General features: G+C 38.3%; 20 protein-coding genes and 1 tRNA gene. 13 read left to right on the top strand and 8 right to left on the bottom strand.

What is annotated here, in order from left to right:
- Positions 1-5 precede the first annotated feature (5 nt).
- Positions 6-224 (bottom strand): preprotein translocase subunit SecG, encoded by a 219-nt coding sequence (secG, locus tag JW962_00570; GenBank protein ID MBN1373815.1) that lies wholly within the window; start codon positions 222-224, stop codon positions 6-8.
- The gene (locus JW962_00565; GenBank protein ID MBN1373814.1) at positions 221-631 is read right to left on the bottom strand and encodes a hypothetical protein; all 411 of its coding nucleotides are present in this window, start codon (positions 629-631) and stop codon (positions 221-223) included. Before JW962_00565 ends, secG begins: the two co-directional genes overlap by 4 nt.
- Before the next feature lie 107 nt (positions 632-738).
- On the opposite strand from JW962_00565, the gene pyk reads away from it, so the two are divergent.
- Together pyk and JW962_00555 are read left to right on the top strand one after the other, a co-directional pair.
- Positions 739-2,130, top strand: coding sequence for a pyruvate kinase (gene pyk / locus JW962_00560; GenBank protein ID MBN1373813.1), 1,392 nt, complete (start codon positions 739-741; stop codon positions 2,128-2,130).
- An 11-nt stretch (positions 2,131-2,141) separates the two neighbouring features.
- A complete protein-coding gene (locus JW962_00555) occupies positions 2,142-3,377 on the top strand; it encodes an FtsW/RodA/SpoVE family cell cycle protein (GenBank protein ID MBN1373812.1) in 1,236 nt (411 codons plus the stop codon).
- A 40-nt stretch (positions 3,378-3,417) separates the two neighbouring features.
- On the opposite strand, the gene JW962_00550 is transcribed toward JW962_00555, so the two are convergent.
- Together JW962_00550 and JW962_00545 are read right to left on the bottom strand one after the other, a co-directional pair.
- Entirely contained in the window at positions 3,418-4,071 is a 654-nt protein-coding gene (locus tag JW962_00550; GenBank protein ID MBN1373811.1) for a DUF2085 domain-containing protein, read from the bottom strand.
- Positions 4,072-5,079, bottom strand: coding sequence for a hypothetical protein (locus tag JW962_00545; protein ID MBN1373810.1), 1,008 nt, complete (start codon positions 5,077-5,079; stop codon positions 4,072-4,074). It abuts the gene before it with no gap.
- 116 nt (positions 5,080-5,195) lie between these two features.
- Between JW962_00545 and JW962_00540 the strand changes: the two genes are divergently transcribed.
- The 7 genes from JW962_00540 to JW962_00510 all read left to right on the top strand — a co-directional run bounded on the left by JW962_00540 (position 5,196) and on the right by JW962_00510 (position 11,805).
- Positions 5,196-5,269, top strand: a tRNA-Phe gene (locus JW962_00540).
- An 18-nt stretch (positions 5,270-5,287) separates the two neighbouring features.
- Positions 5,288-6,052, top strand: coding sequence for an FtsQ-type POTRA domain-containing protein (locus tag JW962_00535; protein ID MBN1373809.1), 765 nt, complete (start codon positions 5,288-5,290; stop codon positions 6,050-6,052).
- 93 nt (positions 6,053-6,145) lie between these two features.
- Positions 6,146-7,477 (top strand): cell division protein FtsA, encoded by a 1,332-nt coding sequence (gene ftsA, locus JW962_00530; protein MBN1373808.1) that lies wholly within the window; start codon positions 6,146-6,148, stop codon positions 7,475-7,477.
- Positions 7,478-7,499: 22 nt separating this feature from the next.
- Complete coding sequence (gene ftsZ / locus JW962_00525) at positions 7,500-8,612, top strand: cell division protein FtsZ (GenBank protein MBN1373807.1); 1,113 nt, start codon at positions 7,500-7,502, stop codon at positions 8,610-8,612.
- A 147-nt stretch (positions 8,613-8,759) separates the two neighbouring features.
- Positions 8,760-9,116, top strand: coding sequence for a TrpR like protein, YerC/YecD (locus tag JW962_00520; GenBank protein ID MBN1373806.1), 357 nt, complete (start codon positions 8,760-8,762; stop codon positions 9,114-9,116).
- Positions 9,117-9,190: 74 nt separating this feature from the next.
- Complete coding sequence (locus JW962_00515) at positions 9,191-10,426, top strand: histidine--tRNA ligase (protein ID MBN1373805.1); 1,236 nt, start codon at positions 9,191-9,193, stop codon at positions 10,424-10,426.
- Between the two features lie 11 nt (positions 10,427-10,437).
- Complete coding sequence (locus tag JW962_00510) at positions 10,438-11,805, top strand: hypothetical protein (GenBank protein MBN1373804.1); 1,368 nt, start codon at positions 10,438-10,440, stop codon at positions 11,803-11,805.
- A gap of 28 nt (positions 11,806-11,833) precedes the next feature.
- Here JW962_00510 and JW962_00505 read toward each other — a convergent pair whose 3' ends face one another.
- A complete protein-coding gene (locus tag JW962_00505; protein MBN1373803.1) occupies positions 11,834-12,730 on the bottom strand; it encodes a hypothetical protein in 897 nt (298 codons plus the stop codon).
- 67 nt (positions 12,731-12,797) lie between these two features.
- Here JW962_00505 and JW962_00500 point away from each other — a divergent pair, with 67 nt between their 5' ends.
- On the top strand, positions 12,798-13,679 hold the full coding sequence (locus tag JW962_00500; protein ID MBN1373802.1) for a radical SAM protein: 882 nt from the start codon (positions 12,798-12,800) through the stop codon (positions 13,677-13,679).
- A 58-nt stretch (positions 13,680-13,737) separates the two neighbouring features.
- The gene (locus JW962_00495) at positions 13,738-14,439 is read left to right on the top strand and encodes a hypothetical protein (protein ID MBN1373801.1); all 702 of its coding nucleotides are present in this window, start codon (positions 13,738-13,740) and stop codon (positions 14,437-14,439) included.
- Between the two features lie 769 nt (positions 14,440-15,208).
- On the opposite strand, the gene JW962_00490 is transcribed toward JW962_00495, so the two are convergent.
- Genes JW962_00490 through JW962_00480 form a run of 3 tightly spaced genes read right to left on the bottom strand, consistent with a single transcriptional unit; the run spans position 15,209 to position 16,760 of the window.
- On the bottom strand, positions 15,209-15,820 hold the full coding sequence (locus JW962_00490; GenBank protein MBN1373800.1) for a hypothetical protein: 612 nt from the start codon (positions 15,818-15,820) through the stop codon (positions 15,209-15,211).
- Entirely contained in the window at positions 15,810-16,142 is a 333-nt protein-coding gene (locus JW962_00485) for a hypothetical protein (GenBank protein MBN1373799.1), read from the bottom strand. Before JW962_00485 ends, JW962_00490 begins: the two co-directional genes overlap by 11 nt.
- A 54-nt stretch (positions 16,143-16,196) precedes the next feature.
- Complete coding sequence (locus JW962_00480) at positions 16,197-16,760, bottom strand: thermonuclease family protein (GenBank protein ID MBN1373798.1); 564 nt, start codon at positions 16,758-16,760, stop codon at positions 16,197-16,199.
- A 108-nt stretch (positions 16,761-16,868) separates the two neighbouring features.
- On the opposite strand from JW962_00480, the gene JW962_00475 reads away from it, so the two are divergent.
- On the top strand, positions 16,869-18,518 hold the full coding sequence (locus JW962_00475; GenBank protein ID MBN1373797.1) for a hypothetical protein: 1,650 nt from the start codon (positions 16,869-16,871) through the stop codon (positions 18,516-18,518).
- A 156-nt stretch (positions 18,519-18,674) separates the two neighbouring features.
- Entirely contained in the window at positions 18,675-19,163 is a 489-nt protein-coding gene (locus JW962_00470) for a hypothetical protein (protein MBN1373796.1), read from the top strand.
- The last annotated feature ends 12 nt before the right edge of the window (positions 19,164-19,175 follow it).

Below are 19,175 nucleotides of genomic sequence, written 5' to 3'. Positions count from 1 at the left end.
AGGTGTTAAAGCTTTAAAAGCAATATAGTGAGTACAACAAAGGCAAGGCTAATCAGGATTGTTATGACAAATACAGTCTTTTCAACTCCTCTACGTGTTTTAAATGTTTCCCCTCCACCTGACAAAAATCCGCTACCGCTATCTGTTCTATTTTGTAGAAGGATCAAAAAAACCATGAGTAATGTTGTTATAAGGTGTGATACCCTCAAGATTGTTTCATTCATTTTTTGTCTATTGCATAAAATATTTCAACTAAGGCAGCCGTTAAAACGCTAAAGATTATCATGGCTGCGGTTTCACTTATCGTAAACTTTTTGAGAACAAATAATCCTAAATCAAGTGATTCGAACGTTGATACCGAGAATCCAACATTGTTTGCAATGTATCCGGAGATTAAGACTCCAATGATTACTAGCAATGTGCCGGCAACCAGGCGAGTTCCCGAATTTTCGGGGATTGTAAAGAATTTTATTAAATTTCCTGTGAATGTAATAATTATCGAGATAACACTTATAACCAACAGATAATATACAAGATCTGCCGGAAATCTTGCAGCAGACGATAGAGCAATTGCTGTGTTTACGCACAAAAACGCTACTATGAACTGCTTTAGGAACTTCTTAAGATCCATTAACAACTTTAAATATGTAATTTGCTAAATGAGTATATCATAGTTTGCCAAATATGATAAGATTAATTATGATTAAAAATCAAATCTAAGCTTTATTATTAATTCATGTGATAAAAACCAAAATTGTAGCAACGATAGGTCCTTCCACCTGGGATATTACCACACTGAAAAAAATGTATAGAAACGGATTCCGGGTTGCAAGGCTTAACTCTGCATTTGCTGATTATGCCGAACTAAAACGTATAAAAGCCTTGGTTCACTCTGTTTCTCCTCAAATTGCCATGGATATTGATACCGAAGGACCCAAAATTAGAATAAAGCTCCAGGAAAAATTCCCAATTACTCTTAAAAAGAATAGTGAGCTAATCATTTCAACGGATTCAACCCAAACAACATATCCCTATGTTACTTATTCAAACCTTCATAAAGATATTAGCGTTGGTACGAATATTCTAGTGGACGATGGAAATATCAGGGGAATTGTCCAAAAAATGAAAGATAGGCTTATTCATATAAAGATACTAAACTCCGGTACCGTTACTGATGGAAAAACTATTAATGTACCGTATACAAAGCTTTCGGTTCCTTTGCTTACCAAAAGAGATAAAGAAAATATAAAAAATGCAGTAAAACTTGATTATAACTATATTGGCACATCGTTTGTTCAAACAGCGGCTGATCTTAAATCAATAAGAAGGCTTATAAAAGGCTCCAATATTGGCATTATTGCAAAGATTGAAACAGCCGAGTCACTTAGCCACCTTGACGAGATTATCGAAGAAGCTGACGCAATAATGATTGCACGAGGTGATCTTGGAGTTGAAATTCCGTTACATAGAGTTCCGCTAATTCAGAAAAAAATAATTAGAAAGTGTAAGCAGGCCGGTAAGCCGGTAATTGTTGCTACGCAGATGCTTGAATCGATGAAAAAGAATCCAAGACCAACCAGGGCTGAGGTTAGTGATGTTGCCAATGCAATATTAGATGGAGCCGATGCGGTAATGCTTTCTGCCGAAAGTTCGATTGGTGAATATCCGGCAGAAGCCGTTTCGGTTATGCAGGATGTAGCTATCGAGGTGGAAGACCTTGCCAGTTGTGTAATAACAAATTATGAAGGTGATTTTGGTGTCAAACGGTTGGTCGTAAGAGCTGCATTGGAGATAGCTGCAGGGCTTGACTGTAATTATATAATTGTGTACACCCAAAGCGGATTTACAGCAAGGCTTTTATCCAGTTTTCTACCTGAGGTTCCAATTATTGCACTAACTCAAGACAAAAGTGTCATGCAGAAACTGTCGCTTGTGCGGGGTGTTAATACTGTTTTAATAAAAGGCGGTAAAGTTCCGACGGACAGAGATGAATTTGTGAAGTTTGTTGTTTCTGAGTCCGAAAAAATTTATCAGATAAAAAGTGGCTCCAATGTTTTAATTCTTAATATCTCAAATCAGAACAAACAAAGTAATAATCTTGGGATTATTGAGATTTATAAAAATATCTAAAGTTTTCTTAAATGCCAGTGATATTAGGTTCTGAGTCCGGGAAAATTAGAGCATTTTCTGTAAAAGGAATTAATAGGAACTCCCCCAAAATGTCACTTCTGTCTTGGGGTATTCTTGCTATAACCTTTATCCTTTTGTTTGCCGGAATCGTTTTTATATTTGACGCAAGTATATATCAAGCGGTAACGGTATTTCACGATAAGTTTCACTTTGTAGTCAGACAGTTGGTGTGGGTTGCTCTTGGATCTTTGGCAATTCTGGTTATTTCTCGGATCGACTACCGAAAATTTACTAAAGGTAAGTTCATGGTTGTTTTACTTTCGGGAATGATTGTTTCGCTTGTTGCAGTATTGTTTTTAAGTGAGTATATTGGTGGATCAAGGCGTTGGTTTGTTATTCCCGGGGTGGGGACAATTCAGCCGGCTGAGTTTGCAAAACTTGGAATAATAATTTATTTGGCATCTTGGCTTTCTAAGCCTAAACCAACTGTTAAATCTTTTAAAGAGGCACTACAAAGACACTTCTTATATGATTTGTTAGGATTTTTAGCAATTGCGGGAGGCATAGGGCTTCTGATTCTTATTGAACCGGATATGGGAACTACTATGATTGTATTGGCAACCTCATTTATAATTTTTTTTGTTTCGGGTAAAGATATCGTACACATGATGGGAAGTATTTCCGTAGTAATTATTCTGCTTTTACTAATGGTTGTTGCTGGAATCGTAGCGCCATACAGACTTAAACGTATAAATACGTTTCTTGAGGTATTTAAAACCGGAATTGTATCTGAAGAGGAGATGCATGGAAGCGGGTATCAGATCCAGCGAATTTTAATAGGAATTGGGAACGGTGGTGCAAAGGGAGTTGGACTAGGTAACTCAATGCAGGAACATGGTTTTTTGGTCGAAAATACTGCTTTTACCGATTCAATTATTGCTGTAATTCTTGAGGAAGTAGGTTTTTGGAACGGGATTTTGTTTATGGGATTGTATGTGGCTTTTGCAGTATTTGCAACAATGATTGCATTAAAAACCGTCGATCCGATAGGGCGGCTTATTGCACTTGGTATTGGGGCATGGATTTTACTTCAGGCACTTCTACATTTTGCTACTAATCTTGTAGTTATTCCGCTTACCGGTCTGCCACTGCCGTTTGTAACCTATGGTGGTTCTTCGATTCTGATTGTAATGATCGCCGTTGGTTTGCTGTTAAGTATTGATAGACATGGGGAAACGGTAAATTGATAAGCTATCCCCTCCCAGGCAGCGGTTGGGGACTGGGGGGCTAGAGATAATCACCTTTTACCTTAACCGGTGCAGTCTCACTTTTTATATAAGGAAAAAGAAGTGTACCCATTGCAAATCCAAATAAAGCACCTGTAATTAACCTTCTTGTTACATTGCTTTCATAAAAAAGCGCATCGATGCTTCCGGTGTAATATAGAATTGCTGATACAAGCTGTATTCCGCCATCAAGTGCCATAGGGAGAACAAACAAAAGTTTAGCAAACGTGGGCATAAACTTAAACTGTAGCTTTGTGAAAGTTACTGCAACAAGAACTGCAAGCATCATAAGATAGATCCCTGTATCTCTACTACAGTAGGCAATTTTGTATCCTAAATTATCTGTTCCGTAAAAACTTCTTGATGCTATCTGATAGTTAATTGGGTCTTCCTCGAATGCATTACTAAATCCTGCGTCAAAAAGTTCCTGTTTTGTGTATACGAGCTTTTCCCCCAAAAGAAAAAACGAACGATCAGGCATCTGATGACAAAACTTTGAATAAAGTTTATAGATAGCTTCAGCTGGCTTTATAATGCCGACTTTATGCAAAATAGGTGCGCCAAATGCAAGTGCATTGTATAAAAAAAAGAAGGCAAATAATAGGTACAAAATGTTACCAAGAATGTATTTATCAATCTTCTCTGTTAGTGTCATCTAATGAGTGTGCTCGATTTTGTTTATTTTTTTAATTTCCTGCCAGAAATGATTGGCGCTTAAATCCAAAAATGCTTTTTCGACGGCTCTATAGAGTAAAGGACTTCCTTCGTATTGCTTTTTAAGGGCTTCCAAAAGCTCTTGGGGAACTTTTACATCATTTATTCTTCCGTATCTGCTTAGAAAGATTTCCGTACTTATTGATTTTGAGTATTTCTCAACCCACTCACTTTCAAGCTCCGCTTCGGTTTTTTTGTTACTTTTTAGATATTTTTCTTTTGTAAGTTTAAGCTTTTTAAGCTCTTCGTCCAAACGTTGATGCTCACCTTTTTTAATGTTTTCGATGACGTTCTCGGGAATTTCAATTTTGGATTTTGCGACTTCTTTATCCAATATCTCATTAAAAATTCGCTGTTCCTCAATATGATACTTTTGATGCAAGAGTTCGGCTTCTACGAATTTCTCGAAGTCAGAAATTGTTTCAACTTTTGGAAGCTTTAACTCTTTTATCCATTTGTCGGTAACTTTAGTAATTTTGCCTTTGGTCTTGCTTTTATTCCATTCTTCCCTTGTATTTTCGATTGCAGCCTTTACTTCGTCGGCTGTTACCTTGGGTTGGGATATTTTAATTTTTATTTTCTTAATGTCTGGCAATGAGAATTTGGTGTAAACGTAAAATTCGACTTCGAAACTTATACCCTTTGTCTTGTCTACCTCTTTTACGTCGTATTTTGCAGTAGATGCAGGGTCAACACCTTCTTTTTCAAGCATTTCACTTGTGATTTTGGATAATAGGCGTTCAAGGCTTTTATTTATTAAATCTTTAAGGATCATTGGTTCAACCATGTTTCGTGGGGCTTGTCCCTTTCGAAAACCCTTAAGCTCAATATCTTTGGCAAGTTCGTCGTAGACTTCTTCTTTAATTTTGTCATATTCTTTGTAATCTACTGTTACGTTGTAGGTAATGTGAGTGTTTGAATGTTTTTTCGATTTGTATGTAAAATCCATTTTTGTTTGTGAAAAGTTAAACGGTGTATTGTATCATAGTTTGACGAAGGGAGGGGTGTTTCATGTATAATATAATTGCAAACAGTTATTGATTGTGATAATGTTTGCCTTAACTTGCCGAGGTAGCTCAGCTTGGTAGAGCATACCGCTGAAAACGGTGGGGTCATCAGTTCAAATCTGATCCTCGGCATATTGATTACTGCCTAGAATGAAAAAAAGAAAACGATTTTTTGCCATAAAGATTCCTAGTGTTCGTACCGTATTTGTTGGATTTACCATTTTGGTGTTTGGATTCCTTCTCTATCTTTTTTATTTCAAGATTACGTTGGTTTCCTCCATCGAGGTAAAGTATTTTTCTACAGACACCGGTTATCTAAAAACCGAATCAAACGATATTACCTCGAGATTTTCTGAATATATTGGAAAGCCGTTGTATTCAATAAACAAAAGTGTACTGGAATCTCGGACCGAAAATGATTTTGTCTGGGTTGACGAAGTCTATGTCGAAAAGGTTTTTCCTAATAAGCTTGTGTTTTGGGTAAACGAATATGAGCCTGATTATTGTATAATGGGACAAAACGGTGTTCTTTACATAGTTGATAATTTTGTAATTGATAATGTAGAAGATGGCTCCGACTGTCCCATATATATTGCCGACGAAAGAAATCGTGAATACCAAATAGGTTCAGAGATTGTAGACGAAGGCACTAAGTGTGCCTGGGACATATACCAAAAGATTGCAAGTAGTGGTATATTAACGACTGCAATTTCGGATCCGGTTGTTGCCGTTTTTGACCGAAACCAGGTTGTTGTTGTGGCAAATGATAACCAGATTGAGATTGATTGTGGAGTGGACTATACTTATGCATTGAGTAATCTTGAGACTCTACTGGTTTTGTATCCCGAGTATATTCCTAAAACAGTATTTAGATTGTATGAAGACAGGCTAATAATAACCGAAAGGGGGAGATAACCGAAATCACGTATATTTGACAAATTGGGCTGTGGTTATTATCATAGTTCAAGATGTAAATTGCTAAAGGCATTATTTAAATAAGTAATTTTGATGAGTAAGAGAATAGTTGCGGCCCTAGATGTGGGGTCATTTAAGTCATCTGCTGTTATTGCTGCAATTGATGGTGAGGAGCGAATTCCTCAAGTTGTTGGAGTTTATACTCAGCCAAGTACCGGTATAAAAAAGGGTATCATTGTAAACATTGACGAAGCTACTGCGACAATTGCAAATACGATTGCTGCCGCGGAGCGTATGGCTGGAATTACAATCCCCAGTGTTTACATTAATATCAATGGAAAAGACATACAGAGTGTCAATAATAAAGGTGTTGTAGCAATTGCGCATAAAGATATCGGTCCCGATGATGTTTTGCGTGCAATAGAAAGTGCCAAAACAATACCAATTTCCCAAGACCGTGAAATTTTACACATAATCTCTCGTGAATTTATAGTAGATTCTCAAAGTGGAATAAAATATCCAATTGGAATGTCGGGTAGTAGACTTGAGGTTGATACACATCTTGTAACTGCACCTGCAACAGGAGTTCAGAACCTTATTAAAGCTGTTCAAAATATGGGTATGGGAGTTGATGGAATTGTGTTTTCCGGGCTTGCTTCATCGTATTCAGTGCTTACTGATACCGAGAAAGAACTTGGAGTAATGCTTTTGGACATTGGTGCAGAAACAGTTAGTATTGCAATGTTTATCGAAGGATCTATTGCATACAGTGGCGTGGTTCCGCTTGGTAGTATGCATGTTACAAGCGATTTAGCTGCAGGGTTACAAATATCATTCGAGGAGGCCGAGCGGCTTAAACGCGGGCTTAAGGATCTTGTAGCTGGTAAAAATGAAGAGATAGTAGATGCCGAAGAAATTGACAATACACCAGCAATTAACCGAAAAAAATCCGAGAAACCCTCCGAGAAAAAGTCAAAGAAAATTAGTACCGATGAGGTCGATGTTACCGGGCTTGGAATTACAAGTATTGAGAAAGTGTCAAAAGAATTTTGTAAAGATATTGTTGCCGCAAGAATTGAAGAGATTTTAGAACTTGTTAAATCTCAGGTACAAAAGTCAAAGGTGCAATTAGCTATTCCGGCTGGGGTTGTGGTAACGGGTGGTGGAGCAAAGCTTGAGGGTATCGTTGAGCATGTTAAAAAGGTTTTTGGCGTAACGGCAAGAATTGGTAAGCCATCGGGACTTCGTGGAATGACTGATGAAATTAACGATTCGGAATTTGCAACGGTTCAAGGACTTATTAAATATGCGTTGGTTGAAGAGGTAGATATAAGTGGAGGTAGAGTGTTTGGTGGAAATAAAGGTGTAGAAATTATCGGAAAAATAAGGGATTGGTTTAAGAATCTTTTCCCTTCGAACAAATAACTGAACTTATTATAAAAAAATTATGTTAGTTACTCCAACAGTTGATCCGGTTGCTCGAATTAAAGCAGTAGGTGTGGGTGGTGGTGGTGGAAACGCCATTAACACCATGATCTCTCAATATAATATTGAAGGGGTTGATTTTGTGTCAGTTAACACTGACGTTCAGGCTCTGCATAACTCACTTGCTCCTGTTACTGTTCCCATTGGTGAAACATTAACTAAAGGGCTTGGTTCCGGTGGTGATTGGGTTACGGGTCAAAAGGCTGCCGAGGAGTCGATTGACCAACTGCAGGAGGTGTTAGCCGGTTCGGATATGGTCTTTATTACCGCAGGAATGGGTGGCGGAACAGGCACGGGTGCTGCGCCCGTAATCGGAAAAATTTGTAAAGAGATGGGTGCTTTAACGGTTGCTATTGTCACTAAGCCATTTAAGTTTGAAGGACAGCGCCGAATGGATGTTGCCCTGGAAGGTATCGAAAACTTAAAGGGCAATGTTGATACTTTGATAACAATTCCTAATCAGCGTCTTCTTGAAATTATCGACAAAAACATATCTTTCCTTGAAGCCATGCGTAAGGTTGATGAAGTTTTGGCTCAGGCCGTGCGTAGTATTTCAAGCCTTGTAACCCAAACAGGATACGTTAATGTAGACTTTGCCGATGTAAAATCAATCATGCGTGACAGTGGGTCTGCACTTATGGGAATGGGTAGTGCATCTGGGGAGAATAGGGCTGAACAAGCTGCTAAAATGGCTACAACAAGCCCACTTCTTAATATGAGTATGGATGGTGCGACGGGTGTACTTTTGGATATTGTTGGCGGTCCCACAATGTCTATGCATGAGATTGACACAATTGCCGAAATGGTTCAGGGCGCCGCGGATCCTTCCGCCAATGTTATCTTTGGTGCAAGCCTTAATGAAGACATGGGTGACGAGCTTCAGGTTATTGTTCTTGCTACGGGATTCGACGAAGGGAAACAACGAGATCTCGAAAAGGGACAGGATCTTGCCGAACCAATTATTAAAAGCGGTGGAGTAAACTTAAGTGCCGGCAAAATTAGTTCTACCGTTAGTGATGACGATGAAGACATGGATGATCTTGACAAACCTGCCTTTTTAAGAAGAAATAAGTAGCTCTATAAGGTGACTAAAGTCTTCCGGGATCTATTTTGAAAGTCTCTGGTTGAAATTTTTGTGTCAGAAAAAATGAACTTTTCCAGTAGGATTTCTTGCGGACGATTAGTCTGTTTGACAAGTACATTGTATTAATGTAATAATACGATGTGTAAAAAAACAAATCAGTTTCAAATAACAGATATGTCCGGAAATATTGCTAAGAAAAAACCACAAAGGTTTAAAAAACCGCTCAAGGAATTGCTAGAGGCTTTTCTTGAATGCAAGAATAAAAAAGAGCTTTACGAGTTTTGCTTTGATCTGATGACCGAAGCAGAACTTCGTGCATTTGTAGGCAGATTCCAGGCTGCTAAGTGGCTTTATATTGGATTTCCCCAGAGGAAGGTTTCCGAAAGAACCGGTGTAAGTATTGCCACGGTGACTCGTGTAAACAAGTTTTTAAGTCGTCCTCAAAGCGGTTATTTCAAGGTTATAACCAAGCTTTCTTCTCATCCGCATACATAGCCCTCTGTTTTATGTAACAGATGATGAAGTAAGGAATATCTGATATCATATATAAATTAACTAAAGAACCTAAAATGAATACATTATCGGTAAATCCACCCAAAGGAACATACGACTGGGATCCAAAAGAATTTGCAATTCGTAAATATATTTTTGATACCTGGCGGAAAGTTTGTAAAAGCTTTGGCTACGAAGAGTATTTAACTCCCGTTTTAGAGGATGCCAATATTTATAGAGCCAAATCCGGTGAAGAAGTAGGTGGGAAAGAGCTTATGATAGTAACCGATAGAGCTGGGCGTGAACTTGCAATGCGCCCCGAAATGACACCTTCTGTTACTCGGCTTGTTGCCAAAACCTATGAAAGCATGCAAAAGCCCGTGCGATACTTTTCCATTGCCAACTTTTTTAGAAATCAGAAGCCGCAACGTGGGCGAAATCGTGAGTTTTGGCAGCTTAACTATGATATCTTTGGGGCCGATTCGTTAAGTGCCGATGTTGAAATAATCCAGATTGCCATTGAAATAATGCTAGCACTTGGCGCCCCTAAGGATTCGTTTAAGGTTAGAATTAATAATAGAAAGCTTATAGACTATGTTTTGTCGGCTGTCCCTTCTGCTAATAGGCAAAATGTTGTTAGGCTAATGGATAAGGTGGCTAATATATCCAGGGAGGATTTGGTTTCTGCACTTAAAGAGCTTAATGTCCCAAATGTTGACGCTTTGGTAGATTTTGTCTCGGGTGATATAAAAAACCTTCCGGATTGTGAAGGAACAACAGAGCTTAATACTGTGTATAAAGTGTTATCCGAGCTTGGGTTTGCTGAATATGTAAAAATTGATACCTCTATAGTTCGTGGATTTGATTATTACGACGGCACTGTTTTTGAAGTGTTTGACGAAAATCCAGAGAATAAAAGGTCACTTTTTGGCGGGGGTAGATATAACGGACTTGCAGTACTATTTGGTAAAAATTCATTTCCTGCCGTTGGATGTGCACCAGGGGATGAGACTACAAAGTTGTTTTTAGAAGGGTGGAACCTTGTGCCGGAGTATGACAATTCCCTGGATTATCTGGTAACAAGGTTTAAAGAAACAAAGGAATTATCAGACAAAATAGCAGCAAAGCTAAGGAAAGAAGGATGTACCGTTGTATCTTATCTTGATGCCGATTCTTTAGATAAGCAGCTTCGCTTTGCTGACAAAATAGGTGCTAAAAATGTGGTGATTATAGGGGAAGACGAAGCTAAAAATGGAGTGTATTTGGTAAAAGATATGATAACCAAAACGCAAAAACAAATCAGATTAACCTAATCCAATAAATTATGAGTTTTAGACCTGACCAGATTTGTTGGGGTAATGGCAATAGTAAAGCCGTAATTTCTAACCCTTTAGAGGCTATTTTTAGTAAAAGAGTTTTCAAGGGTAAACCATACGAAACTGCTTTGCTTGCAGGGGAGCCTGCCAGAGACTTTATAGGGAGTGCTTTGCGTATAAACAATCAGCTTGCCCATTCCGATCACGCAACCGCAGGTAGATCAATATTGGCCGTGAAATATGCAATAATGGACGGAGACCCCATCGTCCTAACCCGCGAAAGAGATGGACATTTGGGTGTTACAGCTGCCCAGCCTTACCAGATGAAGTTTGTAATGCCGATGTATGTGGCTCTTGCAAGTGAATTGGAAATCTTGAAAGATACTGAGGAATTTGACGATACCGTTGCGCAAGATCTATTTAATATAATAGCCGAGGATTGTGAATTCGGATTACCTTTTGTCGTGTTGGCATTCGCAGGTGCCAAATATAGTAGTCAGAAAATTCAAAGCTTTTTTATAAAATATTTAGGGGCTAATTGTCGTGAAAATGAATTGAATGTGGGCTGCTTACAGATAGACGAAATAGTTAAATTTGTAAGAACGGGTAGATACAACGAGGGCAATAAGGGTGTGTCATTCAGGAGTAGAGAACATTTCGTCAGAACAGGAGAGTTTCTGAATGATCTTGATCAAGGTGTGAATAGAGAATCTAATCAAGAGGATAATCCCTTATCAAAGTGGCAATTTAACAAAGATTCGGTTGCTTACAAAAGGGTAAGAGCAGATTTTAATGTTTATCCAACGGTGGTTCTATATCATAATGGAGGAGAGTTCTTAGCACAAATCTTTTCGGCTTATTTAATGTTTGAGAGACCAAGTTATCCATTTCTTGTGAAAGATGAAAAAGGAAATTGGGACTTAAGGCAGGTTGGTAATCGTATGAACGAGATTTCCGAGTTAAGTTCCAAACAGTGGGATATATTAAATGGGGCTTACTATGTTCGTGTTGCCGAGGAATTTAGAAGGGAAAGTGTGAATGATAGCCCGAATATTATGGATTTTGTTCGGTGGTATAAAGAATATTCACGAACCATTGATCCGAATGCTAATACTATGGTCATTTGTGCACTTGCACTTATTGACTGTAACTTTCATGTTCTTGCAATCTTTTATGCGCTGAGTCAGCTAAAGGACATTTTTAGAGATAATTCTGATAACACAAGGTTAAAGTCGAATTGGATTGAGTCTCTTAATTCTAAAGAGAGTTTAGGACTTTTTATTGATTCTGTAAGGAATTTGTGGAGAAGAGCAAGGGGTGCCCGAGGCCTAGAGCATCTATTAACTGCTATTGGAGTAAATCCATTTAGAATATAGACGGACCTGTCCCGATTACTTTACCTTTTCATTCCTTCCTGTTTGTAGCAGCAGCAGCAATCTGTTTACCCATGTCATCGCCATAAGGGTAAATAATAATCATTGCAGATTCTTCCTTTGACATTTCAGAAAGGTTCTGAAGCTCACGAAGTTTAAATCCACCTTCCTCCGTAGCTAAAATCCTGCTAGCTTCGGCCATCTTTTGTGCAACGGCAACTTCTGCATCGGCCTGAAGCTGTTTGGCCTGAGCGGCACGCCTTGCTCGTGCAATAACTGCCAGCTCTTCAACAAGTTGTGGCGGAGTGTCAATATCTGTAATACGAACTGCACGAACATCAATTCCATAAACTGCAGCTTCTTTGTCTATCTGATCTTCAAGTGCTTTGGCGATTTCATCACGATTACTTAAAAGTTCTTTAAGATCAAGGCTTCCAATAGTGTTTTTTAATGCCTCGGTAGAAAGCCAAATTACGGTGCTTAGATAATCTCTAACGTTTATAACGGCTTTCTGAGGATCTTCAATTTTAAACTCGATTGCTGCGGTAACCTTTGTTGGAACATTATCTTTTGTAAGAGTGGCTGTTGCTTCTACCTGTTTTGTGATAATTCGGGTGTCAACAATTGCAGCAACAGAATAAAGGAAGGGAGGAATAACAAAAAGTCCTGGGCCTTTGGTACCTGCATATTTACCAACCTTTAAAAGCACAAGCCGTTCCCATTCCGGAAGTACATAAAACATGCCGGAGACAACTCCGGAAAGTGTCAAAATTGCTATTGCGCCAGGAATTGTAATGCATGCAGCGAGTGAGCTGTTTAAGCCGACAACCATTGCTAGGACAAATAAAAGCGTGCCAAGTACGCCTGCCGTTAAGAAAAAGGCAATGGTTCTTAAGAATACCTGGACGGAATTTGTGTTGGAGTTCATGAAGGTTTTGTTAATTTATGTGTGAAATTATATCACATATTTGATACAATATATTGCAGGCAATATCATGATTACAGAAATAAATGCCAAGACTATTCTTGGCCACCATTCAAAACCCGATTCCTGGTTTGGTCATAAATACACAATGAACATCTATCGTGGATGTGAGCATCGTTGTATTTACTGTGATTCCCGAAGTGAATGTTATGGAATTGAAAATTTTGACAAGGAAATAATTGTAAAGAAAAATGCGATTACGCTGCTAAAAGATGAGCTTCCCCAAAAGCGGATTAAGGGGACAATTGGAACAGGTGCAATGAGCGATCCGTACACATATATTGAGAAGGATTATAGGTTAACGCGCCGGGCGTTGGAACTTATTGCTGGGTATAAATTCCCGCTTAGTCTTCTTACCAAAAGCGACATGATTTTGCGGGATATAGACGTAATTTCAGAAATTGCCAAAACCTATGCTTCTATTGCTTTTACAGTAACGACTTTTGACGACGATTTGGCATCAAAACTTGAACCCGGGGCAAGTAAGCCAAGTAATCGGTTTGCTGCATTAAAAAGACTTTCTGATTCTGGTATTTATACTGGTGTTTTATTAATGCCGCTTTTGCCATTTATTAACGATACCGTGGAAAACGTGGTTAATATTGTTAAACAGGCGGCTGATTGCGGGGTAAAGTATATAATGCCAAGCTTTGGGGTGACTTTAAGGGATAGGCAGCGTGAGTTTTTTTATAAAAAACTGGATATTTTATTTCCCGGGCTATCTAACAGATATCGCCAAACTTTTCGCGAGAGCTACGGATGCGGTAGCCCAAACGCAAAATTATTATACTCGGTTTTTAATGAGGCATGTGAAAAATATAAGATTGAAAAAAGGATGCGTCACTACGCACCCCACAGGATTGCCGGCTTTGGCCAAGAATCATTGTTTTAAACATTTACTGTAACCTTCGTAATCTATACAATTAGATATAATTTTTACGAGGCTTGTGATGGTCAAATTAGGTGTAAAAATCACTATTATTACAGGAGCCTTCATTGTGATTTGTCTATCGGTAGGTGCCTTTCTTTGGGTTACGAATTGGAAGTATGAAAGAATAATTTTGAAAGGTGATTACCTATCATTTCCTACAGAGATAGGCTTAGTTCCTATTGATGATCGCAATCCTATTACAAACGACCCCATCGTGATAATAAAAACAATAAGTTTATATTGTGAGGCCTGTCAGTGTGATCCTGCTGGTTATGTAGATATTTGTCTTGACAAGGAATCTAATATTTTCTGGATAAAAGAATACGAATTGGGTTTAGGGACAGCCCAAGTTTCATATTACGGTCCTTTTGAGAATCGATTGGATACACGACTGCACCTGCTAAACAAACTTTTGAGTCCTGGTTTAGACCTTGTATCAATAGAATCTATTGATGAAGGGCTTGAGATTTATCATGATTATCCCACGCCTAAACGGCTTATTCCTGTTGCAGACAATAAGTCTTCTCGTGACTACTGTAATCCCATTACAAAAAATCCTCTTTATTTAGATACTTCGAGTGGTGGAGAGTATATGTGTTGTGAGGTTCCAACATTTTATGTTTATATCGACTCGAAATCTAACGTGCTTTGGATTCAAGACTATCAAGCAGGTATTGGTTATGTTAACCAGGCCTGGTATGGACCGTTTGTACTTGAATAGGTTAAGAAATTTAGCTTGTCAAAAATCTGCTGTATACAAACCAAACTGTTATCGTGGTTACTGCACAACAGGTCAAGATTAAAAGCACACTACAGCAGGCAATTATGATTTTTTGTGCGGTACCTGACTTTTTTGTGGCTTCCGCCATGGAAAATAAGCATTAACTTAACGTAATTCCATTTTACGGCGGGCTCGAAAACAGGTCAAATCTAGTTTTTCGAAGATCTTTTAATCAGGATTTTATATATCATTAAAGCAGCAAGTATGATCAGGACAGGTGTTGAAATAATAGCTGCTGTTGTTACTATTTGAAATAAAAGTGTGTCCAGATTCTTTGAGTAGAAAAAGAGTACAGGTAGTAGTGTTGAAGAGATGAGCGTGTAATTTATAAACATCCTTAATGCGATGCCACGGATTGATTTAAATTTGAATGTCAGTGTTAGAAACGTTATCATTCCCCAGAGTAGTGCGATTGCAGTATATTTAAGTTCGTCTTGAAAAGTATATTGTTCTAGTCTGTCCGGAATTAAAGGATCTGTTACGGGGCAAATAGTGTCAAGCTTTTTGAGACAGTCACGTGTTCGGGGAAAAGCTTTGCATTATGCAATTTTGTGATGTTCTGAGCAACTTGGAGCATATAAATTCTCGTAAGCCATAATCTCATCTATGTGTGTTTGAATCTTCTCTCTTGCAAGGCCTATATTAATGCACAGCATAAAAAAAGTTGCTATTGCTATAAGTAACGCAACGGGGGGATTCTTATACGGTTTCATTTTTTGTTTTTCGAATGTTTCGAAATTATGTTATACACAGCCCATCCCGCAATGATTATCAGTCCCTGGACTATTCCGCCTACAAGACAGGGTAAGATTAGCTCACCAATCATTGGTATCACGATATTTGTAAATAAGGATATCCATTGTAACGGATTAAGTCCTCCCCCGAAGAAGTAGCCTATAACAAGGAAGAAGATCGGGGTGACGGATAGGATGATCACGGAAAGAGAGAGATTGACCCTTCTAGGATATTTGGCAAATATGCTTATTGCTACTGCCAGTATGCATAATATATTTATGCTCGTATAGAAAATGGCGTCTTGAAACATATATTCGCCATATCTACCTCCGTCTTTAGGAATATATTTCGGGTCTGTTTCGTCCAGTTCGAAAGCTCGTTCTCTTGATCTTGTTTGTAGTAACTCGCCGATAGGCGCTGTGGAGTCGGCATAACCCCAGACATAAGTACTTTGAGTCATCACTAAGTCCGATGCAAAATGTATAACTGGCGAAGCTAGTATATTGAAAATATTTGAGAACATAAGGGTCCCAATAGTGATGGTAACTGCAAGTAACATAAAGTTAGGTTGTGATTTAACCTTCATTCTCTTTCACGCTTAAGATAAGCAAATACTCGCTGCCAATAATTATAGCAAAAACGAGTCCAGTAAAAAGCGCATCAAAAAACATGTATTCTCGGGTATGCGACAAGATGCCAAGATTTTCACGAATTGTTAGAGCACCCTCACGAGAAATCGGGTAGTCGCTAAGCCAGGAAAGCCTTCCGGTGGCAACTTCTACCTCAATAGCTACGTCAGATAGCTTTTTTATTGAGTCTCCAAGTATAAATACTAGACCTGCCGGAATCACGATTGTAATAAGAATTGTTATTAAAACGATACGAAGTCGTTCCCAAAATGTTTTCATACAAATGAATACGAAAAAAGGGATAATTAGTCACAATGGCTAGTCACGCCTAACTTAATCACATTCTGACCACAGCCCAAGGTTTTGGGTAATAGCTTGATCCTCGGCAGATATAAATTCGGATTGATATTTGTAGGGAGTATCATAAGTATATTCATAGGCAAAGCCTTCCAAAATCATTTCCCTATTAATAAAAAGGTTGTCGGATTCTCTAAAAATATAAAAAAGCAGCCTATCATACTTGTCTCTTTCTAACTGGGAATTATCATTTTCGACACAGATTATTTGATCGGCAATAAGAGATTCCAATTTAATCTTTGCTTCTTTTGCAAAGCACTCAGGGTATTGAGAGTTTCTTAAGTTTAACTCGGGGGTATCAATGCCAATAAGTCTTACTGTCTCGGTGGTTCCATTGTAGTTGATTTTAATTGTGTCGCCATCAACAATTTCTGTAACTAAGTAACAATTTTCATGTTCTATATCATCTATTGCCGGAAGATATGTTTCCCTAAACAAAGCGTTTATAACAATTACAATAATTGCCGGAACCAAAAGTAAAATAAATATCCAGAGATCTTTGGGATTAATTGCTTTAAGAACTTTTCGAATTGTTCGCATGCTAAGAGTATAAACGAAAATTTACTTCAGTTACAGCTGATAGTATAATGAACCTATATAAGAGTAAAAGTATTTTGCCTGATGCGTAGAAAATTTTTCAAATTGTGCTTGAGTTTGCTAGCTGTACTGTATATATTCTCGCAATTTGGCACGGAACTTGTTTCACCCACTTATGCCCAAAGCAGCTTTCGTGTACCCGTCTATGTAATAAGTTATATCCCGATTACCGGTGAGGGCGGGCTCGACCTATCAAAAACAGGTTATTTGGGAGTCTCCTCGTTGATTGAATTAAGATCACGCATAAACTCGGTTACAAATCAGGGAATAAACAATTTGGAAGCGGCAACAAAGTATCATGGATATAAAGATCCAACCGCATTGATTTCGCTTGATTACAGTATTTATAAACAGGTTGAATATCTGGAAGATATTGTTCGTTCAACGAATCAGATTCCTTGGAATCCTGGAGTCTATCGTCCTGATTACAGAGGAATGTTAGAGCGTGAAAATATTTGTAATGCCGTCGATAATAACGGTGTTAAAGAGGTTTGGATTTGGGGGTACCATTATGCCGATTTGGAGCCGGTGGAGTCCGTACTTGTAATGGGCTATGACTCGCGGGAGTATTGGAATTATCCCGACTATGGAATCGATGGAAACACCGAACACGTAAATGCTTTTCCCATTTGTCAAAAATCATATTCCCTATTTAACATGAACTATGGTCGTGGACTTTCGGAGCTTTTGGAAAATCATACTCATCATATAGAGGCAATTTTAGGTAATGATCCTTTTATGTGGGACTTGTTTGTTAATCCCCATGGGCAGAGAGGCGGAGTAATAAATGCCTGTGGTTGGACACACTGTCCTCCAAATGTTCCTGCCGGGAATGACTACAATTGGTATAGTGAAACTACCGTGTTATCAAATTGTGCCAACTGGCGTCCCGATGGAAGTGGAACGGTTCAATATGTAAATTGTCATACTTGGTCAGGCTTAACCTGTTCTGACGATGGTGGGGCCCGATTTAAAATTTGGTGGATGCAAAATATTCCCGGGCTTAACAATGGGCTTTTGGATCCGGGAGGGAGTCCTTTACGTAATTGGTGGGAATTTATAGCGGATTTTGATTATGCAATGGATAAGGGTATTTTATTATCGAACCGGCCGAGCGCTTATTCTTGGTATAATCCCAACCCGCCGGTAGTTGATAATAATCCGTTGGTTCCTGACTCACCTTCTGTTAATCCAAGCCAGGGAAGCTCAGACACGCCTATTCCCACTCCGGTAATTATTGGTGAAGTAAAGTTTGCAATTAACACGGATAAGGAGAGATTTGTAGTTAATGCCGGGGATACGCTTACCTTTGATTTAACTGTCAGTGGTATCTCTAACGTTGCAAATGAACTTATTAAATGGGCATCTAACATTGATGGAGAGTTGTGTGTAGGAACCAGCTGTACGCTTAAAAATCTTTCAATTGGAGTACATAAGATCTCGGTAACTTATGGAGAATATATAGACACCTTACTTCTAGAAGTAAAATTAGAAAACGAGCCCAATTATCCGAATAATAATGGTTATATTGATGGATTTACCGGACTAAAAGCAGAAATTGACACAAAAGAGAATACAAAGGCTATTACAATTGTTTTTTATTCTGTATTAATAGTATTATCTTTCTGGGGTGTTCTTGAACTTATTATTAGAAGAAACGAGATTTTTTCCGGGTTTAAAAAAATTATTAGCCGACCTTAGCTTAAGTCAAAGGTCGGCAAAGGTTCAACCTTTATCATTAAGCTCCCAATTTATACTGAATAGCTGATTCTTAAGTTTCCTTTCTTGCTGCTTTCTTGTAGAAATTTGATGGAGATGTTGGTAAACTCTAATTGAATATAAATTTATTGACATATTGTGGCATACTCACCGGACGTTCAATGTTGTCCCAAATTTGACCCAATTCCTTTCCTGGATAAGGTACACAAGTGGGATAGAAAAAGGTTTATTATGGATACAATCCCTCAAATTGCGCATATTCCACTTCCGGGTAAATTTGCTAAAGTGTTTTCAGGACTTTGGAAAGCGGCACAATTGTCTGATGCAGCTCCTGACGTAAAAGATTTTCTTATGCTTTCATATGATCCTTCTCCCTGGAAATCAGAGCTTTATATTGCCGTAAATAAGGAAGTGCCTAACGCAAAAAATGTTATTTTTTCAGGTGTTTATGTGTCAAAGGTTTTTGATGGGCCGTTTGATAATGTATCTGTTTGGATAAAAGAATTTGAGAAATATTTGTCCGATAATCGATGGTCGCCCAAAAAATATTATTTTTATTTTACGACCTGTCCCAGGTGCGCTCGAAAATATGGACACAATTACGTGGTTATTTTTGCGGAAATATAAATAAGATCATTT

This window comes from Candidatus Dojkabacteria bacterium (assembly GCA_016927995.1).
Classification (GTDB): Bacteria; Patescibacteriota; Dojkabacteria; order JAFGLO01; family JAFGLO01; genus JAFGLO01.
Note: the sequence above shows the minus strand (reverse complement) of the source record. Positions and strands in the feature narration are given on the sequence as shown.

What these genes read in the sequence shown, in the direction of transcription:
- secG (MBN1373815.1), bottom strand. Translation starts at nt 224, where the DNA reads ATGAATGAAACAATCTTGAGGGTATCACACCTTATAACAACATTACTC.
- JW962_00565 (MBN1373814.1), bottom strand. Translation starts at nt 631, where the DNA reads ATGGATCTTAAGAAGTTCCTAAAGCAGTTCATAGTAGCGTTTTTGTGC.
- JW962_00555 (MBN1373812.1), top strand. Translation starts at nt 2,142, where the DNA reads ATGCCAGTGATATTAGGTTCTGAGTCCGGGAAAATTAGAGCATTTTCT.
- JW962_00550 (MBN1373811.1), bottom strand. Translation starts at nt 4,071, where the DNA reads ATGACACTAACAGAGAAGATTGATAAATACATTCTTGGTAACATTTTG.
- JW962_00545 (MBN1373810.1), bottom strand. Translation starts at nt 5,079, where the DNA reads ATGGATTTTACATACAAATCGAAAAAACATTCAAACACTCACATTACC.
- JW962_00535 (MBN1373809.1), top strand. Translation starts at nt 5,288, where the DNA reads ATGAAAAAAAGAAAACGATTTTTTGCCATAAAGATTCCTAGTGTTCGT.
- ftsA (MBN1373808.1), top strand. Translation starts at nt 6,146, where the DNA reads ATGAGTAAGAGAATAGTTGCGGCCCTAGATGTGGGGTCATTTAAGTCA.
- ftsZ (MBN1373807.1), top strand. Translation starts at nt 7,500, where the DNA reads ATGTTAGTTACTCCAACAGTTGATCCGGTTGCTCGAATTAAAGCAGTA.
- JW962_00520 (MBN1373806.1), top strand. Translation starts at nt 8,760, where the DNA reads ATGTGTAAAAAAACAAATCAGTTTCAAATAACAGATATGTCCGGAAAT.
- JW962_00515 (MBN1373805.1), top strand. Translation starts at nt 9,191, where the DNA reads ATGAATACATTATCGGTAAATCCACCCAAAGGAACATACGACTGGGAT.
- JW962_00510 (MBN1373804.1), top strand. Translation starts at nt 10,438, where the DNA reads ATGAGTTTTAGACCTGACCAGATTTGTTGGGGTAATGGCAATAGTAAA.
- JW962_00505 (MBN1373803.1), bottom strand. Translation starts at nt 12,730, where the DNA reads ATGAACTCCAACACAAATTCCGTCCAGGTATTCTTAAGAACCATTGCC.
- JW962_00500 (MBN1373802.1), top strand. Translation starts at nt 12,798, where the DNA reads ATGATTACAGAAATAAATGCCAAGACTATTCTTGGCCACCATTCAAAA.
- JW962_00495 (MBN1373801.1), top strand. Translation starts at nt 13,738, where the DNA reads ATGGTCAAATTAGGTGTAAAAATCACTATTATTACAGGAGCCTTCATT.
- JW962_00490 (MBN1373800.1), bottom strand. Translation starts at nt 15,820, where the DNA reads ATGAAGGTTAAATCACAACCTAACTTTATGTTACTTGCAGTTACCATC.
- JW962_00485 (MBN1373799.1), bottom strand. Translation starts at nt 16,142, where the DNA reads ATGAAAACATTTTGGGAACGACTTCGTATCGTTTTAATAACAATTCTT.
- JW962_00480 (MBN1373798.1), bottom strand. Translation starts at nt 16,760, where the DNA reads ATGCGAACAATTCGAAAAGTTCTTAAAGCAATTAATCCCAAAGATCTC.